The sequence below is a fragment of the Gammaproteobacteria bacterium genome (genome assembly GCA_013696315.1).
GTDB lineage: Bacteria > Pseudomonadota > Gammaproteobacteria > JACCYU01 > JACCYU01 > JACCYU01.
The window spans coordinates 15,365-36,742 of sequence record JACCYU010000037.1; the positions used below are offsets into that span (position 1 = coordinate 15,365).

The window sequence follows — 21,378 nt, forward strand, 5'->3', positions numbered from 1 at the left end:
CTCGCGGGCCCGGTGAACATTCTTGCATGGGCGGTATTTGCTTAGTTGAGAATCCCGCTGCCCGCCAGCGACTGGAACCATAGATTGGCCATTGCCTGATACCCCGCCCCGTTGGGGTGGATATTGTCGGGCAGCTGGCCGGGGTTCTGTTTGAAATAGCCATAAAAATCCGGCGGGGTTACGGTGATGGCATTTGCCGCCACCAGCTCATCGATCACCAGGTTGTAGTCCTGGATCAGCCGGTCCTGCGATACCGGTGCGTTGCGGATGAACGGCACCTTGGCGAGTATCGGAATTTTGTTCGACTGCTTGAGGCTGGTGATGATGCGCTGCATCGCGTCCTTGAACGAGCCGCTGTAGCCGCTGGCGCCGGGCAGCAGACCTTTGCCGCTGCGAATCGGGCGCTTGGAATCGTTGGTGCCGAACATGATCAGCCAGTACTGTGATTCGGTGTGGCGCAGCTTGGTGGAGTTGATCCGTGAAGCGCCGCTCCGACCCCCGGTGCCCGACGTAGTGCCGCCATGACCTTCGTTCAAAACCGTTACCGGCAGCCCGAGCTGCGCGGTAAGCAGATCGTTGAGGATGGGGGTGAAACCATGGCTGACGTTGCGCCCATCGGACGAGTCGTCATCGCCGGCGACGTCGTCATACGCGCCGACGGTAATGCTGTCGCCCATGGCGACGAAATACCGGCCTCTCGCGCCCACCACCGCATTTGTCTCCTGCGCCAGCGGTGACGGCAAAGCGAGGCCGGCACCATTGACGATAACGGCGCTTACGAGGTGATCGCCGGCTGCGACCGCAGAGAACTTACCCGCGTAAGGCGAAGTCTTGTCGGTGAACGAGACGCCGTTGTCCAGGCTGAAACGTACGCCGCCGCCGGTCGGCACCCCTTTGGCGACCGCCGCGACATCCAGCGCGCCGCTGGTTTCCACCGAATAAGAAACCGGTCGGGAAATAATCAATGCGGACGCGGCGCTGGTAGTGTTTACGACCACATCGTCGAACACCGCATTGCCTTGCGCGAACAGGCCCACGGTGCCGGTGGTCAGGCTCGTATCCTGCGCACTCAACAGCGCCTCGCCGTCCAGATACACCAGAATATTGCTGCCGAGAACATTGATGGTCACCACGTGCGGCTGGCTGAAATCCGGCCCGCGGCCGTCGAAGGCCAGGGTCGTGAAGCTTCCGTTAACCCGCTTCTCCAGGCGGCTGAAGCCCTGATTGCGGTTGATAGTGAACCGATAGTAATTACTGTTGTTCGTGTATCGGAACATTACGCCGACGCTGTGGGTGCTGACCGGCGCCAGGTGCACGGAGACTTCGTAATCCGTGAAATTCAGACCGCTCTGATTGAACGCGTAACTGCCGCTGTGAAAACTCTGTACGTACCCGCGTACGTCGTTCGCCTGTCGGTAGCCGCCGTTGACCGCTTGCCAGGCCGGCGCGTCGGAGGAGTCCTTGACCACCGTCCAGCCATTGGCGTTGCCATCATTAAAATCATCGGATAGCATGGTGGCGCCGTGCGCCGCCAGGCTCGTGAACAGCATAAACGCGCCGGCGAGTCTGCCGGTTACATGAAATGCGTGTCGCATGGATGTCCCTCGTAGATGTCCTTAATAAATCGATTGTCGGCGACGGCACTGCAGCCGCACGGAGTGGCCGATCTGTTGCCTTCCGTAGCCTGAATCACCCCTTTCGTCGGGCATTATAACCGCAAATTCCGCGCGAACTGTGCCGGAATTCAAAAATCAGTCGCGACAGCGAAATGGGTGCCTCGATGTTGAATTCAGCCTGAAGCGAGCGCCATGCGCCGTTATGGCGGCGTTTCGCCCAGGAACAGTGTAGGGTCGACGGGCGTGCTGTTCAAATAAACGCCCCAGTGCAGATGCGGACCGGTGACGCGCCCGGTCTGGCCGATGGTGCCGATGACGTCGCCCTTGCTCACCTGCTGGCCTTTTTCGACCTTGATTTCGGTCATGTGCGCGTACATGGTGGTCAGGCCCTGCCCGTGGCTCAAGTACACGACGTTGCCACTGAAAAAGAATTCGCCCGTGTGGATCACGGTCGCGGCCGCCGGCGCCCGGATCGGCGTGCCTTTGGCGGCGGCGATGTCCAGACCGCTATGCGGGCTGCGCGGCTGATTGTTGTAAAACCGGCGCAGGCCATACACGCTGCTGATCGGCCCCTCGACCGGGCTAGAAAACGCGAAATCTGGCGACCGCGGCGTCCAGGTTGCCAGTACTTCGGAGGTAATGGCCTGTTCCCTGTAGATGCGTTCCAGGTCTTCCGCCAGGGGCTCGACTTTGCGTTCATCGGTAATCGTAAGATATTGCGTTTCGTAGTTTTTCGGCTCGACCATGAAACTCTGGCGCGCGTGCACGCCGTTCGGCCAGCGCATATCCAGCCATTGTTCCCCGGGCTGCGTGTCGAGCGGGATGCCCACTACCGCGATCAAGTCTTCACCGTCTTCGACCACGGCTACCCGTCCGTCAGCGAAGCTCACTTCAGGCGGAACGCGATCGCGCGCCTCGACCGATTCCAGCGCGACGCCGCCCGGGACGTTGAGTGCTTCTGGCAGGTTCGCGGCCGGCAAAGCAAATGGAATGACGAGCAGGGATAACAACAGTAGTACGTGGCGCGTCAGGATGTACATGAGGTTCTATAGGGGTTGATGGTTCAGCTTCGCCCGCTAGCCGCGGGCGCTGCAGGCGTTGATTTTCTGGAGGGGATGCTACCATAAGCGCATGACTTCGTACCCCGCGCCCGAGGCCGGCATGGCGATGAGAATGCGCCAGATCCGTCCCTTTCACGTGATGCGGTTGCTGGCGCGCGCCCAGGCGCTGGAGGCGGCGGGCAAATCCATCATCCACATGGAGATCGGTGAGCCGGATTTCCCCACCGCGCGGCCTATCGTGCAAGCCGGCGTGCGCGCGCTTCACGATGGCCACACGCACTACACGCCGGCAGCCGGCCTGCCTGCGTTGCGCGAGGCGGTGGCTCTGTTTTACCAACAGCGATATGGCTGCGACATCTCGCCCCAGCGCGTGGTGATTACCACCGGTGCCTCGGCGGCATTGCAATTAATCTGCGGCGTGCTGATCGATCCCGGCGACCGGGTGCTTATGGCTGATCCCGGCTATCCCTGCAATGCTAACTTCGTGCGGCTGTTTGGCGGTGAGCCACATTGCATCCCCGTCGACGCGGCTAGCGATTATCAGTTGAACACGTCCCTGCTACGAAAACACTGGGGCAGATCGGTGGCCGGCGCGTGGCTGGGATCGCCTTCGAATCCGACCGGTACGTTGGTCTCCGAGCCCGAGCTGCGCGCGATGATCGATTACTGCCGTGAGAGAAGCGGATTCGTGATCGTCGACGAGATCTATCACGGGCTGACCTACGAAATCTCGCCCCAGAGCGTGGCAGCGATGTCGGATGACGTGTTCGTCGTCAACAGTTTTTCCAAATATTTCGGCATGACCGGCTGGCGCCTGGGCTGGATAATCGCGCCCGAACGCTTCGTGCCCGGAATCGAAAAGCTCGCGCAGAACATTTACCTCGCGCCGCCGACACCGGCGCAGCACGCCGCGCTTACCGCGCTTAAACCCGCCACCATCGATATTCTGGAGAATCATCGCGAGGCTTTTAAGCGCCGCCGCGATTTCCTTGTGCCGGCACTGCGCGAACTCGGCTTCGACATCCCGATTACGCCACACGGCGCGTTTTATCTGTACGCGAACTGCGCGCGTCTGACCGACGACAGCTTCGCCTTCGCCGAGCGCCTGCTGAACGAGTTCGGCGTCGCCATCGCGCCCGGCATCGATTTCGGCAACCACCGCGCCGCGCAGCACGTACGCTTTGCCTACACCACCTCAATGGAACATCTGCATGAGGGCGTGAAGCGGTTGGCAAAAGCGCTTTTGTAGTCGGCAATCCCTTGCCGACTGTTTGTATATACGTCGCGAAGGGATTCGCGACCTACGGTTACTACGGAAAGAATGTGGACAGCTTCCGTAGGTCGGCAATCCTTTGCCGACATAAAAAATACGACAATAAGGTTCTCCAGTCCTTGTGCGGAATTTCCGGTTCAGGATATAAGAGCAAACTCGCGTATTTCGCGCGGAAAACAACATTAAGGAGGCAGCAACCATGCGTGCGTTAGGCATTTCACTATCAGGGTTCCATTTATCTCTCAAGCATAAGCCGGCACAAATTTGGACAGGTAGGTCGGCAATCCCTTGCCGACATCAGAAGATAAAGGCGCCGCTTCTGGCGCTCGCGGCGTTGGCCGTTTTCGGGGCGGGGGGAGTAATAGCTCCTGATGCGCACGCAGCCTCGGCCCAGCAGACCTTAAGAGCCCGTCCCCTCGCCCCCACCGACATAAACCTCTTCAGTCCCGTCGCTTACCCGGACGCGCCGCCGCTGGTTCCCGCGCAAGGTCATGAGCTGGACATCAACGAAGCGTACATCGCCATTACCCAATACTTCAAGAATGATCGAAGCAGGCGGCAGCGCGCGCTGAATCTTTTCTATAACGAAGACCTCATGCAGCGGATTCCGAATCACTCGCTGCGGGCGGGCTTGACGGGCCTGCTGGGCACTATCGGCGAACCGGCGACTAATTTCATTCTGAACGCGAAGACGCCCGCAGGCCTGCCCAAGGTGTTCGCCATCGATTTTGATGCCAATCCTTTTAATCCTTCCGATACAGGCATTGCGAGATCAATAAGGAATCCCGATACGGAACAATTGGCGTCGTTTTCAATCCCAAGTATAAATTTGAAAATCCATTCCTGTTTACAAATATCATCGCGCATGAAGCTCTTCACTCTGATCCCGCACTCTCTGATTTAGAGGAAGTCATTAATGTCGCGTTAGACACCAGTATCCGCTTGGAGCAACTCGCCAAGCATCCGGAACTGGCTGTTACCGGCACCGAATTAGCCCGGCGCGACAACACTAATGCTTTAGCGCGCTTGAACTCCGGCACGGGCGCGAAACTCGGGTTGTTCGCTTCTAATGGCAACCAGCCAATTTTACCGGGAAGCCCGCTGACCTTCACAAGCTGGTTCGATCAACTCGATCAACTCGATCAATCGGCTGACCTGACGCCGACGCCAGGCGACCCGCTGCTGCGGCAAATACTCCTCAGGCTGAGGGAGCGCGGCAAGGTTTCGGTAAAACCGAACTTCGACATGAAGACGCTCAGGTTCATCGACAAGAACAGCCGAAACCTCACGGCGCAGGAGCTGGTTAGGGCCGCCAAAGCACTGAAGTTGCAGCTGCCATAATCCGTAGGTCGGCGATCCTTCGCCGACATGCGCCGGTTGATCCTATCGCCGAGGACGCGGTCGTCAAGTCACGAAAGGATTCGCGACCTACGGCTCTGCAACTGCCGTGACAGGTAGGTCGGCAATCCCTTGCCAACAATCATCCAATAAGTCGCGAAAGGATTCGCGACCTACATCGGTCCGATCGCATTATTCCAGATTCATGCTCTTCAAATCATCTGGTTCGGTTTCTCCCCAGTCCGCGGTGTAAACCCCGCGCTTTAGCCACTCGGCGAAGCTGGTATGCGGGTAATCGAGCGGGCGCCGGCAATAGCCATGCTTGACCGGGTTGTAATGGATGTAATCCAGATGCCGGGCAAAGTCCTCATCGTCGCGGATCACGTGGTCGTAATACCTTTTCTGCCATACGCGGGCAGGAGTCTGCGCGCTATCCTTAAAATGCCAGGTTACGTCTCGCTTGACCGCGGCAACGATCCGAGGAAGGTCGTTCGGAATAGTCGGTTCCAACATCCAGTGCAGGTGATCCGGGAGAACCGCATGGGCCACGTGGCGGAACGGGTACAGCGTTTTGACCCTGCGCATTGAGCTGAGGAGCGTATTGACCGCCGCGTCATTCGTAAGCCAGCATTTTCGATCGTAGGTCACGATAGTGATAAAGACCGCATGGCCGGGTAGGTAATAGCGCCGGTAGTCAGGCATCGTGTTGTTTAAGTCGCCAAAGGATTGGCGACCTACCATTTCCTGTTGTAATTATAGGTCGGCAATCCTTTGCCGACACGTTGTCCAATCCCTCTTACGACTTGATATGCTTGCCGAGAAACTCGTGCGTGCGTTGCCAGGCGAGCTTCGTGGCCTCGGGATTGTAGTGATCGGCGAGTTTCTGCACGTGTGGATTGCCGGGTTTCAAGGTTTCGTTGCCGAAGCCGTGATGGGCGTCGTACCAATGAAATTCATAATTTACCTGTGCGTCTTTTAGTTTTTTCTCCACCGCGCGCACCTGGTTCGCCGGAAAAAATTCATCGTGCTCTGCGAAATGGCCTTGTAAGGGAATCGCAATCCTCGCCACGTCGGCCGCGTCTTCGGGCGGCATGCCGTACCAGCACACCGCGGCGTCGGCTTCACTCACGTGCACGGCCGCGAGGATGGTCAGCGCGCCGCCCATACAGAAGCCCATCACAGCGACTTTCGGGCTCGATTTTTTCAGAAATTGCACCGCGCCACGAATGTCTTGAGTGGCAGCGTCAGCGAAATCGAGGTCGCCCATCAGATGCTCGGCCTCGGCCTCTTCGACCGTGACTTTGCCCTTGTACAAGTCCGGCACCAGCACGCGGTAGCCCAGGCTTGCCAAGCGGTCGGCGACACCTTTGATCTGATCGTTGAGCCCCCACCATTCCTGTATCACCACCACGCCGGGCGCTTGTTCGGCGTCCGGCTTGACGCAATAACCAGATGTCTTTTTGCCGTCGGGCCGTTTGAAGGTAATCATCTCGCTCATAAGGCTCTCCAGATACCGATGGAAGGATTCGTCAGTTTACGTCGCCAGCACGCACGCCGTCTTCCATGTATCGAGCGTAATTTATCAGCTTCATTATGGGCCGCTGAGCGCTGCGGTATGCGCGCGTCGGACTCAAACTGGTAACTAAACAGTTCTATGTCTTTGCGATACGCCTGCGCGACGATTCCCGCGTCTCATCGCTGTAATAATGACTGTAGCCGAGCCGCTTGGACTTGTTCAGGTGGATCATCTCCCTGCCGAGATTGCCCAGCTTTTGCCGCACCTGCGCGTAGTCGGCGGTCCGATTTTCATGGTAGCCCACGAAATCGACCGCCAGCCGGCCCGCCTCATCGCATACATACTCATGCTGCGGAATCAGGATGTGATGTTCATAGATCGATTCGGGGTTGATAAAGCCGCGCACAAATGACCCGAAATCCGGATATGGGCTTAAGTGCTCGGCTCCCCAGCGCCGCAACCCAGCTCTGGTGCAGCCGTTATGGTAGAAATGGTACATCGAAACCAGGCGGTCTCACGGGTTACGCACGAAAGTGAACTTGAAATAGTCTTTGAAGGCGCGCTCACCAAAGATCTGTTTGTACTCGGCGACGGTGCGATGCCTGCCCGTGGTTGAGCCAAATAGAGATGTGCTGATCGACACGCCGCCTGTCTTCGGTATGTGCACGTAAATACAGCGATACCGATCGAATGGCTGCAGTGTTCGAACATTTGTGCCGTAGATGTCCTTGTCGATGCTATGGCGGAAGGTACGGAGTTCCCGGCAGTAGCGCACATTATCGCTCTGCGCACTTTTCAGCCTGGCGATTCGATGCCCCCGGTAGCATTCTCGGGCAACCAGTCTGGCGGACTGTGGCGAGGTGGCGCCCTCTTGAACGTCGCTTACGATAAACCAGTAAGAACCGGCTTGCAGCATAAACCTGCCTTAAAAATGCCAGTTAGCCTATCAACTTTTGTGCCATGCGCGCTGACAAAAACCCGCTGCACGGGCGCCCCTAATCAATGGGTCGATTCCGGGTATCGCGGATGGCGCCGACGCCCGCGCCGCCGCGCAACCGCTCTACCCACATTGCGGTTGCGCCCGCCACGCCCACCGGCATCGCGAGGAAATTCAGCACGGGAATACTGGTCATCACCAACACCGCGCTGCCGAAACCCAGCGCCAGCGGTTTGTTCTGACCCATCAGTCGGCGGCCATCGCGGAACGCCAGGTCATGATTGCCCATGGGCGCGTCGGCATACTCCAGCGCCAGCATCCACGCGCTGAACACCAGCCACGCAAACGGCGCGAAGACATTCAAGCCGGGGATCAGGAACAGGATCAGCAGCGGGACGGTGCAAACGACGAGATAGCGAAGCTTGCGCAGCTCGTTGAGTATGGCGGTGAGACCCGCGCGGAACACGTGTGCCCAGCTCTGCGCGGGCAACGTCTGGCCGGTTAGCCGCGCCTCCAGCTTCTCCGCCAGCAGGCCGTTGAACGGTGCGCCGACGAGATTGGCGATTAAGGTAAATGTGTAGAACACCACCAGCAGCGCGGTGAGCGCGAACAGCGGCCACAGTATCCAGCGCGCCCATTCCAGCCATCCGGGCAACAGCCAGTCGAGGAACGCTTCGAACCGGCTGGCGCCGAACCAGATCGCGCCGCCGAACAGGGTAAGGTTGATCAGCAACGGAATGATCACGTAGCGGCGGATGCCGGGTTCTGTAATCAATTTGACGCCGCGCGTCACGTAGCGCGCCCCGCTGGTGAATTGGCCAATCATGTTTGCGTTATTAAAGGGCTCGTCCTGGTCACGCCGCCGAGCGCATCCGGGTACATCAGTGGCGGCGCCAGCGGTTGCCCGTGTTCATTGATGGCGCAGGTCCCCAGCCTGACGCGCCTGGATCGACGCGAATAAACAATGCTACGGCACTCATTGCGTTGCAGCAACCCGACCCGCTACGGCAACTCGACCCGGGGCGGCGCTTCCCAGCCTGCCTTGCGATGCTCGACGATTACGCTAGTATAGATTCCGCCGCGGACGTTGAAATCCGCGGTGACGCGCATGAAGCGCGGCGCGATTGCGGCGACCAGATCCGCCAGAATCTGGTTGGTCACGGCTTCGTGAAAAGCGGCCACGTCGCGGTAGGACCACACGTACAGTTTCAGCGCCTTCAATTCCACGCACCGTTTGTCCGGAACGTATTCGAGCCGTAGTTCCGCGAAATCCGGCTGTCCCGTCTTCGGGCACAGGCAGGTGAACTCGGGCACGCGGATCCGAATCGTATAATCGCGCGCGGCTTGCGGATTGTCGAAAGTCTCCAGCGTGGTTTGCGGCTGGCCTGGCATCGTTTACACTCCGGTCACATTAAAGAACTCTGCAATACAGAGTCATCGAAATCACTTCTTATTCTACCGAAGGAGCGCATCCATGCGCCTCAGCAAGGTCAAGTTGGCGGGATTCAAATCGTTTGTCGATCCGACGACGATCAGTTTCCCGAGCGATCTGGTGGGTGTGGTGGGTCCGAACGGCTGCGGCAAATCCAATATCATCGACGCCGTGCGGTGGGTGATGGGTGAAAGCTCGCGGCACCTGCGCGGCGACTGCATGGAAGACGTGATATTTAACGGCTCGAACGCGCGCAAGCCGGTGGGGCAGGCGACCATCGAACTCGTGTTCGACAATCACGACGGCCAGGTCGGCGGACAATACGCGCAATACAGCGAGATCGCTCTGCGGCGAACAGTCGCGCGCGACGGCCAGTCCAGATATTTCCTGAATGGCGGCGCCTGCCGGCGGCGCGACGTGACGGATATTTTTCTCGGCACGGGGCTGGGGCCGCGCAGTTACGCGATCATCGAGCAGGGCATGATCTCGCGACTGATCGAGGCGCGGCCTGAGGATCTGCGCGTGTATCTGGAAGAAGCGGCCGGCATCTCGAAGTACAAGGAACGCCGCCGCGAAACCGAACTGCGCATCCGTCACGCGCGCGAAAACGTCAGCCGACTCAATGACCTGCGAGAAGTGATTGAAAAACAGATTAACCATCTTCAGCGTCAGGCGAAGGCGGCGGAGAAGTATCAGGCTTTAAGAATCGAGGAACGGCGCGCGAAGGCGGCCCTGCTGGCGCTGCGCTGGCGACGGCAGTCGCGGGACGCCGAGCAGGCCGAACGGGAAGTCAACGCGCACCAGACCCGATACGAGCAGGCCGTGGCGGAATTGCGCCGAATTGAGGCCGGTGTCGAGCGACTGCGCGCGCGGCATGTCGAAGCCAACGAAACCTTCAACGATGTGCAGGGCGATTACTATCGGCTCGGCGGCGACATCTCCCGGGTGGAGCAGTCCATTGCGCATCACCGGACGCTGGCCGAGCGTCAGCAGCAGGAACTCGCGCAGGTGCGACAGGCGGCGGAGAACGCGGACGTCCAGCTTGATCGCGATCGCCACCGCTGCGCGCAGCTGGCTGACGAAATTGCCGATTCAGAGCCTGAATTCACAAACGGCAAAGCCGAACTCGAGCAACACACGGCGGTGTTAGCCGCCGCCGAGCAGGCGCTGCAGCATTGGCAGGCGCGATGGGAAGATTTGAGCCAGCGCGCGAAGTCGCCGGAGCAGGCCGCGCAAGTCGAGCGCGCGCGGACCGAACACCTGGCGCGGCAGCGCGCGCAGCTCGAACAACGCGCGGAGCAGCTTTCGCAGGAGAGCGACCAGATCGACACGGCCGCGCTGGAAGCCGAAATCGAACGACTGCGCGCACGGGCGGAGGAGGCCGGCGCCTGTCTGGATGAACAGCAACGGGCGCTGCACGAGGCGCTGGCGAATATCAGGCGGCAGCGCGAGTACGACGCCTCCATGAACCAGCGGCTGGACGATGCCCGCGGGCGCGTGCAGCAGGCGAGCGGCCGGCTGACTTCTCTGGAAGTCTTGCAGGAAGCGGCCATGAACAAACAAACGCAAGACGTCGCGCAGTGGCTGGCGCGGACGGGTCTTGCGGGCGCGCCGCGGCTGGCCGAGCGGATTCGCGCCGAGCCCGGCTGGGAACACGCCCTGGAAACCGTGCTGGGACCGACCCTGGAGGCGGTATGCGTGAACGCGCTGGAGACAGCGGCGGCGAAGCTAGCGGATTTAAAAAAAGGGCCACTGCACCTGCTGGACATTGACGGCGGCGCGCCCGCGCGGCGTCGCAACGTTTCTGACGACGTGCTGTTGGGTCATGTCGCCGGGCCTGACGCGATCAACGGCCTGCTGGCGAGCGTGTACGTCGCGGCCGATCTGCCGCGCGCGCTGGCGCGCCGCGAAGCGCTGACCGAGGGCGAATCCGTGGTCACCCCGGACGGCGTATGGCTGGGTCGCACCTGGTTGCGCGTTGCGCGCAAGGGCGACGAACACGGCGGCGTACTTGCGCGCGCGGCCGAGATCAAGTCGCTGCGCGAGAAGCTGATGGAACTGCGCGCGCAGGTCGAGCAGCAGCAGCGCGAGCGGGCTGGCAGCGAAAGCCGGCTGCACGCGCTGGAACAATTGCGTGAACGGCTGCAGGCCGACGCCATCGCCGCACATCGCGCCCAGGCTGACGTCGAGACCGAACGCAATCGTCAGCAGCAGTGGCTGGAACAGGCTACGGCGCGCGCCGCCCAGCTTGCGCGGGAGCACCGCGAAATCGACACGCAGCTTGGACAAGTCCGCGCCGAGCTTGGCGGCTGCGAAGCCCGGCGCGCGCAAGCGTTGAGCGCGATCGATGTGCTGACCGGCGAGCGCCGCGCGTTGAGCGCACAGCGCGATACGCTGCAACGCGCAGTAGCGGAGGCGCGTGAGACCGCGCGTCAGCACCAGGAACAATCGCACCGCCTGGCCCTGCGCCTGGAGGCCGCGCGTACGACTCACGCGTCGACGCTGGAAGGGCTGGCGCGCATGCAGGCTCAGCGCGAGCAACTCCATCGACGCCTCACGCAGCTCAATGAAGCCGTCGTGCAGGGCGGTGAACCCAAACGAGCGCTGGAGCAGGAACTGACCGGCATGCTGGCGCGGCGTCTTGAGCTCGAGCGCGCGCTGAGTGCGGCGCGGGCGAGTATGCAGGACATCGAGGCCGAATTGCGCGAGCAGGATGGGCAACGGCTGCAGGCTGAACGTAGCTGCGAGGGGTTGCGGGAGGATCTAGAGACGCTGCGCATGACCTGGCGCGACGCCGCGGTGCGCTGTCAGACGTTGGAGGAGCAGTTCGAGGAAGGTGAATTTCAACTCGACACCCTGCTGGACGAAATCGACCGCGCTGCCGCCATCGATCCCGCGGGTGAATACACGGTTGAAGAATGGGAAGCGCAGGTAGAAAATCTCATCCGACGTATCGAACACCTTGGCGCGATCAATTTGGCGGCCATCGACGAATTCCGGGAACAAAGTGAACGCAAGGCGTATCTGGACAGCCAGCACGCGGATCTCACACAGGCGCTGGAGACCCTGGACAGCGCGATCCGCAAGATTGATCGCGAGACCCGGCATCGCTTCAGGGAGACTTATGACAAGGTCAACGCGCGCCTGCAGGAGATGTTCCCCCGCCTGTTCGGTGGCGGTCAGGCGCATCTGGAGATGACGGGCGACGATCTGCTGAACACGGGCATTGCATTGATGGCCCGTCCGCCGGGAAAACGGCTGTCGACCATTCATCTCATGTCGGGCGGCGAGAAGGCCTTGACCGCGGTGGCGCTGATCTTTGCGGTTTTTGAATTGAACCCGGCGCCGTTCTGTCTGCTGGACGAGGTTGACGCGCCGCTGGACGACGCCAACGTGGGCCGTTTCTGCGAGCTGGTGAGCGAGATGTCGCAGCGCGTCCAGTTCATAGTGATCACGCACAACAAGACCACCATGGAGTACGCGCGGCAACTGGTGGGCGTTACTATGCACGAGCCGGGCGTGTCGCGTCTGGTGGCGGTCGATGTCGATGAAGCCATGCGCATGGCTACCGGCTGACCCTTGCGCCATGTTTTACGCGGGGAACGAGTATCTGAAAATGGATTATTACCGTGACTGAATTGCGCTGGATATTGCTTGTTGTAGGAATTATCGCTTTGGTTGCGATTTACTTCTTCGGTCGCCAGGAGCAACTGCGGCGTCGGCGTCGCTGGGAACACGAGCCGGAGGCGCGCGCGGACACCGATGACGTGTCGTTCGATACGCGCGCGGAATGGGAAGAGATCATGCCCGAGCCGGAGCGTTTCGACGAACTGCGCGACGTGCTCAGGGAAGACGACGAGTGGCCCCGGGGCGCGCCGCCGCCCGGCGTTCCGGCGCAACCTCCGCCGTTATCCAAGCAGCCGGTGGAATCCGCGCCGGAACAGGCGCTGTCGTCCGTAGCCGGGCAGTCGACGGAACCGCAGCCGTCCCGATCCCCGGCGACGCAGCGACCGTTTGCCATTGGTGACAAGATCATCAGCCTGTACGTGGTGGCGCGGCGGCCGTCGGTATTCAGGGGCGACACGGTCGCCCGAGCCGCGGAGAACCTGAATCTGGGATATGGCGACATGCAGATTTACAATCGCATGATCGAGCGCAACGGACGCCGGCAAATAGTTTTCAGCCTGGCCAGCGCGGTGCAGCCGGGCACGTTCGATGCGGATACGCGCATGTCGCTGACCACGCCTGGCGTCGCGTTGTTCATGCAGCTGCCGGGGCCGCTAGACGGGCTCAAGGCCTTTAACGCCATGCTCGATTGCGCGCAACAGCTGGCCGCGGAGCTGGAGGGCGAACTGCTTGATGAGTCCCGTTGTGCCTTGAGCAATCAGACCATCGACCATCTGCGAGAGGAGATCCAGTTGCACGGCCTGCGCCACGCGCGCGTGCGACCCACGAAGCGTCGCATCTGACCCGTGCGTGGTGGCGCTCAGGCGCGCAGAGATCCATCGCAACCTTAGCGCGTGTGGCGTGCTAGTACCAGCTGATGATATGGATCGCGCGCAGCGCTTGCGTGAACAGCTCGATTACCACAATCACCGCTATTACGTGCTCGACGATCCGGAAGTTCCGGATGCCGAGTACGATCGTATGTTGCGCGAGCTGCAATCGCTGGAGGCGCAACATCCGGACCTGGTAACACAGGATTCGCCCACGCAGCGAGTGGGTGCCGAGCCGGTCAAGGCTTTCGGCGAGGTCGTCCACGAACTGCCGATGCTGTCGCTCGCCAACGCTTTCGATGAAGCCGAAGTGCTGGCGTTCGACCGACGAGTGCGCGAACTGCTGGATACGGACGACGACATTGACTATGCCGCCGAGCCGAAGCTGGACGGGCTCGCCATCAGCCTGCTGTATCGTGACGGCCGGCTTGCGCGCGGCGCGACACGCGGTAATGGCGTGAAGGGTGAGGACATCACTCAGAACGTGCGCACTATCCGCGCGCTGCCGTTGCGGCTCAAGGGAACCGGCTACCCGCCGCTGGTCGAGGTGCGCGCAGAGGCTTATATCGCAAAAAAGGACTTTGAAAGCTACAACGCGCAGGCCGCCGCGCGCGGCGAGAAAACCTTTGTCAACCCGCGTAATTCGGCCGCCGGCAGCCTGCGCCAGCTCGATCCCCGCCTGACCGCGAAACGTCCGCTGTCGATCTATTGTTACGGTATCGGCAAAATCGAGGGCAATGAATTGCCGGGGCGCCAGAGCGAGATATTGCAACAACTGCGCGCCTGGGGCATGCGCACGTCGCCGGACGTCGAAGTGGTGCGTGGCGCCGCGGGGTGCCTTGACTACCACCGTCGAATCGGTGCGCGCCGCGGATCGTTACCGTACGAGATCGACGGCGTGGTGTACAAGGTCGACCGGCTGGCTTTCCAGCAGGAACTGGGCTTTGCTTCACGCGCGCCACGCTGGGCGCTCGCGCACAAATTTCCCGCGCAGGAAGAGCTTACCAAGATTCTCGACGTGCTGTTCTCGGTAGGCCGAACCGGCGCGCTGACGCCTACCGCGAAGCTCAACCCCGTGTTCGTGGGTGGCGTTACCGTCAGCAACGCCACCTTGCACAACATGGACGAGATCGAGCGCAAGGACGTGCGCATTGGTGACGTGGTGATGATCCGGCGCGCCGGCGACGTGATACCCGAGGTCATCGGCGTGGTCAGAGACCGCCGTCCGCCGCACGCGTGTGTGATCGAGCTCCCCGCGCGGTGTCCCATTTGTGAGTCCGAAGTAGTCCGCGCCGAAGGCGAGGCGGTCGCTCGCTGCAGCGGCGGGCTGATATGTCCCGCGCAGCGCAAGGAGTCCATCAAACATTACGCGTCGCGGCGCGCAATGGACATCGAGGGGCTGGGCGAGAAGCTGGTCGATCAGCTCGTGGACTGCGACATGGTCCACACGCTTGACGACATCTACCGGCTGAATCTGGAACAACTGACCGGCCTGGAGCGCATGGGCGAGAAGTCCGGGCGCAATCTGCTGGACGGAATCGAACGCAGCAAGCGCACGAGCCTGACGAACTTCGTTTACTCGCTGGGCATACGTGAAGTGGGCGAATCGACGGCGCGCGCGCTGGCTAGCCATTTTGGCAATCTGGACGCGATCATGGCGGCCGACGCGCAAGCCTTACAACAGGTTGCGGACGTAGGCCCCATTGTCGCCCAGCACGTAGCGACTTTTTTTCAGCAGTCGCACAACCGTAAAGTCATATCCACTCTGCGCGAACTGGGGGTCAGCTGGCCCGATGCCGAACCCGCCGCGCGCCGCGGTGATGCGCTGGCCGGCCGCACCTACGTGGTGACCGGCACCATCGAAGGGTTTACGCGCGAAGACATCAAGCAGCGTCTGCTGGCGCTGGGCGCGAAGGTCAGCGGCAGCGTGTCGAAGAAAACCACCGCGGTAATCGCCGGAGAACATCCCGGCTCCAAGTTCCGCAAGGCCAAGGAGCTAGGGGTGCCGATCCTTGGCGCGGATGAATTACACGAGTTACTTGCGCAAGCACTGATTGAGCCGGGCCTGGTAAGCGATTAGTATTCCTGTCGCCCCTCACTCTTCCGGCAGCCGCTTGATCATGCGCGCCGGTCACCATGCAACCCGGAGGTATTCATGAAGTTTCCAGACCCGTTTTACCGTTGGCGCCCGCATCCCTGGCATGGCCTGGAGACAGGTTCCAACCCTCCGAAGCTGGTCAACGCGTATATCGAGATCACGCAGTTCGATTTGGTGAAATACGAAATCGACAAGACCACAGGTTATATGCGCGTCGATCGTCCGCAGCAGACGTCGTCCCACCCGCCGACCTTGTACGGCTTCATCCCGCGCACCTATTGCAGTCGGCGCGTGACGGCTCTGTGCGACAAGGCCGAGCGCGGCGACGAGGATCCACTGGATGTCTGCGTGGTCAGCGAACGGCAGATCACCCGTTCAGAGGTGATTCTGCATTCACTGGTCCTCGGTGGTATCCAGATGCTCGATGGCGGCGAAGCTGACGACAAGATCATTGCCGTGCTGGAGAACGACAACTTCTGGGGCGAAGCGCAGGATATCGCGGACTTGCCCGACAATCTCATCGATCGCCTGCGTCACTATTTCGCGACCTACAAGATGGTGCCGAACAAACCCAACAAGATATCCATCGAAGGCGTGTATGGCTGCGACCACGCCATGAAAGTGGTCGAAGCGGCGATGGCGGACTACGAGGAGGAATTCGGGCGCTAACGGCGTGTGACGTTCGTCGATATGTTGCTCACGGCGGTACTCATTCCGGCTGAAGAAGGCGGTTTTGCGGCGCTGAACCATGAGACGGGAACGACGAACGGGAAGAATCCGTCGAGGAGGCGCTCAAGAATCTCCGCGAGGCGCCGAACTTTACCTGGAGGAATTTCCCATCACCTCCAGTGTAGTCATGCCCGAATCCGCGCAATCGAAATACTCAGCTCCCGGATCACATACCCGAGATGCGATCCGGAGCTGGGATAGACGCCCTACCTTATCCCTACGAAAGCTTAAGCATCCCGGTGTTAATCAAGGCGACATAGCGCTCTGAATCTGCGCGCCGGTAAGCGTGTGGTTATAAACGCGAACGTCGTCCATCATTCCCAGGACAAAGTTTTTCTTGAGGTTATTCTTTTGAATAAGGCGCCAACGATCAAAGGCTCGTTATTTACGCAAACTGCGCCTGACACGGCAGCCGTGTTGGCTAACCTGCCATTAACATAAATTCTGAACTGCCTGCCGTTGTAAGTGCTCGCCAAGTGAGTCCAGGTGCCATCGGGTATGGCCGTCGGGCCGTCTACCTGCTTCCATCTCAATTTAGGAACGTTACACTGTCCAAAAAAACCGCCGGCCCTCGGGTTCCTGGTTTCCATGGTGATATTCAACCAATACGAGCGCGCCTTCTCCATGAGCTCCGCCGCGCGCTCCCCGGTTCCAAAGTACTTGATCCACCCCATCAGCGTGTAATTTCTTCGGAGATCCAGCGGGGGGCGGTCTCCTACATTGATAAAATCATCCACACCATTAAGGGTCACCGCGTATCCGTGCCCGGGGCGGCCGGGCTCGAGATGAATGCTGCTGCCCACAAAAGCACCGTGGAGGTTGTTGCCGCTGGTGTCGACGGCCCGGGTCGCGGAAGGGTCGTTGAAGCGATACTCAAGCACCTTCGCAGCATTTGAGATTTGAGGAAAGAGCATGCACAACGTGGTAATCATAATCGATAGAGTTGCTTTAATGTTCATGTGCCTGCTCCTGTAAGTCCTTGTCTCGGTGCGTAAAGCGCCTGTTGCGCACGAGGTACCCGGTTCGGTTCCCGTGCCTCGGATGAAAGCGCGGCAGGTGCAGACAATCATGCACTAGCGAGGTATCTAATTCTTTATATCACGCCGCCGCATCCAACACTTGTTCATGTAAACATGCATCAGGAAAATAAAACAAAGCGCGCCATAAAACCCCACGCGAATACGTGGTTTTTCGTGATAGTCAAGCCGCGAAATGCGATACTCCCTGGCGCAGGCATTGACAGTCGATCATGGACTCAATGCAAGTGCTCTGCGTATCGCTAACGTGCGTTTCTCCAGTGGCGCTTACAACATCGGCACGATCAGCAACGCCACGATGTTCATGATCTTGATGAGCGGATTGACCGCAGGGCCGGCGGTGTCCTTGTAGGGGTCGCCCACGGTATCGCCGGTCACCGCGGCTTTGTGCGCTTCCGAACCCTTGCCGCCGTGGGCGCCGTCTTCGATGTATTTCTTGGCGTTGTCCCAGGCGCCGCCGCCGGTGGTCATTGATATCGCGACGAACAGGCCGGTGACGATCGAACCCATCAACATGCCGCCCAGCGCTTTGGGCCCTAGCAGCAGCCCGACCACGACCGGCACCAGCACGGGCAGCAACGAGGGCAGGATCATTTCCTTGATCGCCGCTCTGGTGAGCAGGTCTACCGCGCGCGAATAGTCCGGCTTCGCGGTGCCTTCCATGATGCCCTTGATCTCGCGAAACTGGCGGCGCACTTCGATTACCACCGATGCCGCCGCGCGACCTACGGCTTCCATCGCCATGGCGGCGAAGAGATAAGGCACGAGCCCGCCGATGAAGAGACCAATGATTACCATGGGATCGGACAGATCGAAGCGCAGGGCCGTGCCGGCGTGGTCCAGCGCATGCGTGTAGTCTGCGAAGAGTACGAGTGCGGCCAGTCCCGCCGAGCCGATTGCATAGCCCTTGGTGACTGCTTTGGTGGTGTTGCCCACGGCGTCTAAGGGATCGGTAATCGCGCGCACCGATTCAGGCATGTCGGCCATCTCGGCGATGCCGCCGGCGTTGTCCGTGATCGGGCCGTAAGCGTCGAGCGCTACAATAATCCCAGTCATGGACAGCATCGCGGTCGCGGCGATGGCGATGCCGTACAGGCCGGCGAACGCGTACGACACGAAAATCGCGGCGCATACCGCGATGACCGGCAGCGCGGTCGATTTCATAGAGACGCCGAGGCCGGCGATGATATTGGTCGCGTGGCCGGTGGTGGAAGCCTCAGCTACGTGGCGTACCGGAGAATATTCGGTGGCGGTATAGTACTCGGTGATCACCACGAGCAGCGCCGTCAGTACCAGCCCGACGACCCCCGATGCCCAGAGGGCGGCCACGCTGAGATACTCGTTGCCACCCATGAGCCAGGCCGTGACTGGGAAAAACGCCACCAGCGATATCAATGCTGAGACAATCACGCCCTTGTACAGCGCGTTCATGATCTTGGCGCCGGGGCTGGTTTTGACGAAGTAGCAGCCGATGATCGAGCCGATGATCGAAACGCCGCCCAGCACCAGTGGATAAACGACCGCATCGAGTCCTGCGGTCGGCATCAGCAGCGCGCCCAGAAGCATCGTGGCGATGATGGTGACGGCGTAGGTTTCAAACAGATCCGCCGCCATGCCGGCGCAATCGCCCACGTTGTCGCCTACGTTGTCCGCGATAACCGCGGGATTGCGCGGATCGTCTTCGGGAATGCCTGCTTCGACTTTACCGACCAGGTCCGCGCCGACATCCGCACCTTTGGTGAAAATGCCGCCGCCCAGTCGCGCGAAGATCGAAATCAGCGAGCCGCCGAAAGCGAGACCAATCAGGGGCTGCAAAATCTGTGTGAGATTGGCCGCGTCGTCTGCCAGCCCTAAGAGAATGGCGAAGTAGCCGGCGACACCGAGCAGCCCCAGTCCCACCACAAGCATGCCGGTGATCGCGCCACCGCGAAAGGCGACGGACAGCGCTTCGTTCAAGCCGGTGCGCGCGGCTTCAGCGGTGCGCACATTGCAGCGCACCGACACGTTCATGCCGATGTAGCCCGTCGCACCCGACAGCACCGCGCCGATGGCGAATCCCCATGCGGTCGCCCATGACAGAAAAAAACCGACGATGAAAAAGAGCACCACGCCAACGATGCCGATGGTCGTATATTGCCGATTCAAATACGCCATCGCGCCTTCCTGCACCGCGGCCGCGATCTGCCGCATGCGGTCGTTGCCGTCGGAACGGCTCAGGACTTCTTTGGTGGAAACGGCGCCGTAGACGATCGCGACGACCGCGCAGATGAGCGCGAACAGAAGACCCAGTGACATGAATTCTTACCCCCTATTATTGGCTGTGCGAATAAAACTCGCGCGGATTATACAGATAAGGCTCGGGCGTTGGGGAAATCACCGGGGTGGATGCGCCAGCAGGTAAAAAAAGTTTGGTGACAGCCGAAACTACCCGGTTCCCGGGTCGCAAGATAATGCGGCTGCGGCAGGCCGGGTTGAGCGGCGCTGCGCTGAGCGTAACCCGGCACGGGGGATCGTGGGGCCGGGTACGCCGCGCCCCTTCCTTTGCGCTCGCTACGGTCGGCGTCTGCGTACGGACTAGCTTCCGGAATCCTGCGCCTGCGTTTTTAGCTTGATGTTCACTTGGGCCTCGTCGCGCAAGGACTTGATGTAGTCCTGCAACGCCCGATTGGACAATATGCCGGACAGCCGTTCCTCCACTTCCGCGTACGTCGGCGGCTCCAGCTCGCGGGTGTCCTCAAGCAGAATGACGTGCCAGCCAAACTGCGTCGGCACCGGCTGTTTGGTATAGGTGCCTTTTTCCAGCTGCTTTATCGCTTGCGCGAACGGCGGCACCATCGCCTCGGGACTGAACCAGCCCAGATCACCGCCCTGCGGCGCGGAGGAGTCTGTGGACTCCTGCTCGGAGAGAGTGGCGAAGTCCGCGCCGCCATCCAGCTGCTTGATGACGGCCTGCGCTTCTTCTTGCGTGGCGGTGAGAATGTGTCTCGCCTTGTATTCGCGATTCGAAAGCTGCGCGAGCTGCTTCTCGTATTCGGCCTTCAAGTCTTTGTCCGAGAAAGTCATATCGCTCATGCGTTCCTGCATCAACGTGTTCACCAGCAGGTTAGTGCGTTGCCACCCCAGTTCAGCCTGGATCTCGGGTCGCTTATCTATACCTTGCTGCTCGGCTTCTTGCGCGATCAGTTTCAATCTGACCAGGTCGTTGAGCGCCGTTCCCGGGTCGGCCACAACGCCGGGCTGGGCGGCCTGCAAGCCTTGCAGGTAGGCATCGAGATCGCTCTGGGTGACGTCGGCTCCGTTCACGGTTGCGACCACTTCGGCCGCTTCAGTGGGCGCCGCCGGTTCGCTGTTGTTCTGATCGCAGCCCGCGACGAGCACAGCGCCCAGCAGCAGGGTTGATGTCCATCGAGCAGTCGCTAGATTCATGATTTTTTTCCTGATGATTAAAAGGCGGTCCGGCAAATGCACTGCGCGAGGCGTGTGACGCGCCCGCGCGAGATTCCGGGCTTATGAAAACGTGGCGATAGACGTCAGGGCAGAACTTTTTTGAATGGTTTGACCGTCACGCGCTGATATGCCCCCGCGGCGACGTAAGGATCTTCATCGGCCCAGGCCTGCGCCGCTTCCAGCGAATCGAACTCCGCCACAACCAGGCTGCCGGTAAAGCCGGCCGGGCCCGGATCCGGGCTGTCGATAGCCGGATGCGGACCGGCCAGAATCAGGCGACCGCGCGCTTTTAGCGCCACCAGCCGTCCGATATGCGCCTCGCGCGCGGCTTTGCGTTTTTCCGTGCTGTTTTCGACGTCCTCACTGAGGACCGCGTATAACATCGCTAAGTATCCTGG

The 21,378-nt window shown here is 60.5% G+C and carries 19 protein-coding genes; 7 read left to right on the plus strand and 12 right to left on the minus strand.

From position 1 onward, the window contains the following. Positions 1–41: 41 nt before the first annotated feature. Together H0V34_02265 and H0V34_02270 are read right to left on the minus strand one after the other, a co-directional pair. Complete coding sequence (locus H0V34_02265) at positions 42–1,595, minus strand: hypothetical protein (GenBank protein ID MBA2490559.1); 1,554 nt, start codon at positions 1,593–1,595, stop codon at positions 42–44. Between the two features lie 221 nt (positions 1,596–1,816). After that, entirely contained in the window at positions 1,817–2,656 is an 840-nt protein-coding gene (locus H0V34_02270; protein MBA2490560.1) for a peptidoglycan DD-metalloendopeptidase family protein, read from the minus strand. Positions 2,657–2,789: 133 nt separating this feature from the next. On the opposite strand from H0V34_02270, the gene H0V34_02275 reads away from it, so the two are divergent. The 3 genes from H0V34_02275 to H0V34_02285 all read left to right on the plus strand — a co-directional run bounded on the left by H0V34_02275 (position 2,790) and on the right by H0V34_02285 (position 5,291). Next, positions 2,790–3,926 carry a pyridoxal phosphate-dependent aminotransferase gene (locus H0V34_02275; GenBank protein MBA2490561.1) on the plus strand — a complete coding sequence of 379 codons (1,137 nt, stop codon included), beginning with the start codon at positions 2,790–2,792 and terminating at the stop codon, positions 3,924–3,926. A 223-nt stretch (positions 3,927–4,149) separates the two neighbouring features. After that, positions 4,150–4,854: a hypothetical protein gene (locus tag H0V34_02280; protein ID MBA2490562.1), complete on the plus strand. Its 705-nt coding sequence runs from the start codon at positions 4,150–4,152 to the stop codon at positions 4,852–4,854. Between the two features lie 38 nt (positions 4,855–4,892). Next, complete coding sequence (locus H0V34_02285; GenBank protein MBA2490563.1) at positions 4,893–5,291, plus strand: hypothetical protein; 399 nt, start codon at positions 4,893–4,895, stop codon at positions 5,289–5,291. 189 nt (positions 5,292–5,480) lie between these two features. On the opposite strand, the gene H0V34_02290 is transcribed toward H0V34_02285, so the two are convergent. The 6 genes from H0V34_02290 to queF all read right to left on the minus strand — a co-directional run bounded on the left by H0V34_02290 (position 5,481) and on the right by queF (position 9,133). Then, positions 5,481–5,990: a transposase gene (locus H0V34_02290; GenBank protein MBA2490564.1), complete on the minus strand. Its 510-nt coding sequence runs from the start codon at positions 5,988–5,990 to the stop codon at positions 5,481–5,483. Between the two features lie 94 nt (positions 5,991–6,084). After that, a complete protein-coding gene (locus H0V34_02295) occupies positions 6,085–6,786 on the minus strand; it encodes a dienelactone hydrolase family protein (protein MBA2490565.1) in 702 nt (233 codons plus the stop codon). 154 nt (positions 6,787–6,940) lie between these two features. Next, positions 6,941–7,303 carry a hypothetical protein gene (locus H0V34_02300; GenBank protein MBA2490566.1) on the minus strand — a complete coding sequence of 121 codons (363 nt, stop codon included), beginning with the start codon at positions 7,301–7,303 and terminating at the stop codon, positions 6,941–6,943. A gap of 15 nt (positions 7,304–7,318) precedes the next feature. After that, positions 7,319–7,720, minus strand: a complete 402-nt coding sequence (locus tag H0V34_02305; protein ID MBA2490567.1) for a hypothetical protein — start codon at positions 7,718–7,720, stop codon at positions 7,319–7,321. A gap of 79 nt (positions 7,721–7,799) precedes the next feature. Further along, positions 7,800–8,567 (minus strand): sulfate transporter CysZ, encoded by a 768-nt coding sequence (gene cysZ, locus H0V34_02310; GenBank protein ID MBA2490568.1) that lies wholly within the window; start codon positions 8,565–8,567, stop codon positions 7,800–7,802. A gap of 176 nt (positions 8,568–8,743) precedes the next feature. Continuing rightward, on the minus strand, positions 8,744–9,133 hold the full coding sequence (gene queF, locus H0V34_02315) for an NADPH-dependent 7-cyano-7-deazaguanine reductase QueF (protein ID MBA2490569.1): 390 nt from the start codon (positions 9,131–9,133) through the stop codon (positions 8,744–8,746). Between the two features lie 82 nt (positions 9,134–9,215). Between queF and smc the strand changes: the two genes are divergently transcribed. The 4 genes from smc (at position 9,216) to H0V34_02335 (ending at position 16,436) form a co-directional block, all read left to right on the plus strand. After that, a complete protein-coding gene (smc, locus tag H0V34_02320) occupies positions 9,216–12,749 on the plus strand; it encodes a chromosome segregation protein SMC (protein ID MBA2490570.1) in 3,534 nt (1,177 codons plus the stop codon). 53 nt (positions 12,750–12,802) lie between these two features. Continuing rightward, positions 12,803–13,642: a cell division protein ZipA gene (zipA, locus tag H0V34_02325; GenBank protein MBA2490571.1), complete on the plus strand. Its 840-nt coding sequence runs from the start codon at positions 12,803–12,805 to the stop codon at positions 13,640–13,642. A gap of 79 nt (positions 13,643–13,721) precedes the next feature. Next, complete coding sequence (ligA, locus tag H0V34_02330; protein MBA2490572.1) at positions 13,722–15,749, plus strand: NAD-dependent DNA ligase LigA; 2,028 nt, start codon at positions 13,722–13,724, stop codon at positions 15,747–15,749. Positions 15,750–15,824: 75 nt separating this feature from the next. Next, positions 15,825–16,436 (plus strand): inorganic pyrophosphatase, encoded by a 612-nt coding sequence (locus tag H0V34_02335; GenBank protein MBA2490573.1) that lies wholly within the window; start codon positions 15,825–15,827, stop codon positions 16,434–16,436. Between the two features lie 374 nt (positions 16,437–16,810). Here the strand turns inward: H0V34_02335 and H0V34_02340 are convergent, their stop codons facing one another. The 4 genes from H0V34_02340 to H0V34_02355 form a co-directional block, all read right to left on the minus strand. Further along, positions 16,811–17,455, minus strand: coding sequence for a LamG domain-containing protein (locus tag H0V34_02340; GenBank protein ID MBA2490574.1), 645 nt, complete (start codon positions 17,453–17,455; stop codon positions 16,811–16,813). A 345-nt stretch (positions 17,456–17,800) separates the two neighbouring features. After that, on the minus strand, positions 17,801–19,828 hold the full coding sequence (locus tag H0V34_02345) for a sodium-translocating pyrophosphatase (GenBank protein ID MBA2490575.1): 2,028 nt from the start codon (positions 19,826–19,828) through the stop codon (positions 17,801–17,803). A gap of 279 nt (positions 19,829–20,107) precedes the next feature. Then, complete coding sequence (locus H0V34_02350; GenBank protein MBA2490576.1) at positions 20,108–20,959, minus strand: peptidylprolyl isomerase; 852 nt, start codon at positions 20,957–20,959, stop codon at positions 20,108–20,110. 104 nt (positions 20,960–21,063) lie between these two features. Beyond that, complete coding sequence (locus tag H0V34_02355) at positions 21,064–21,363, minus strand: YciI family protein (protein ID MBA2490577.1); 300 nt, start codon at positions 21,361–21,363, stop codon at positions 21,064–21,066. Positions 21,364–21,378 lie beyond the last annotated feature (15 nt).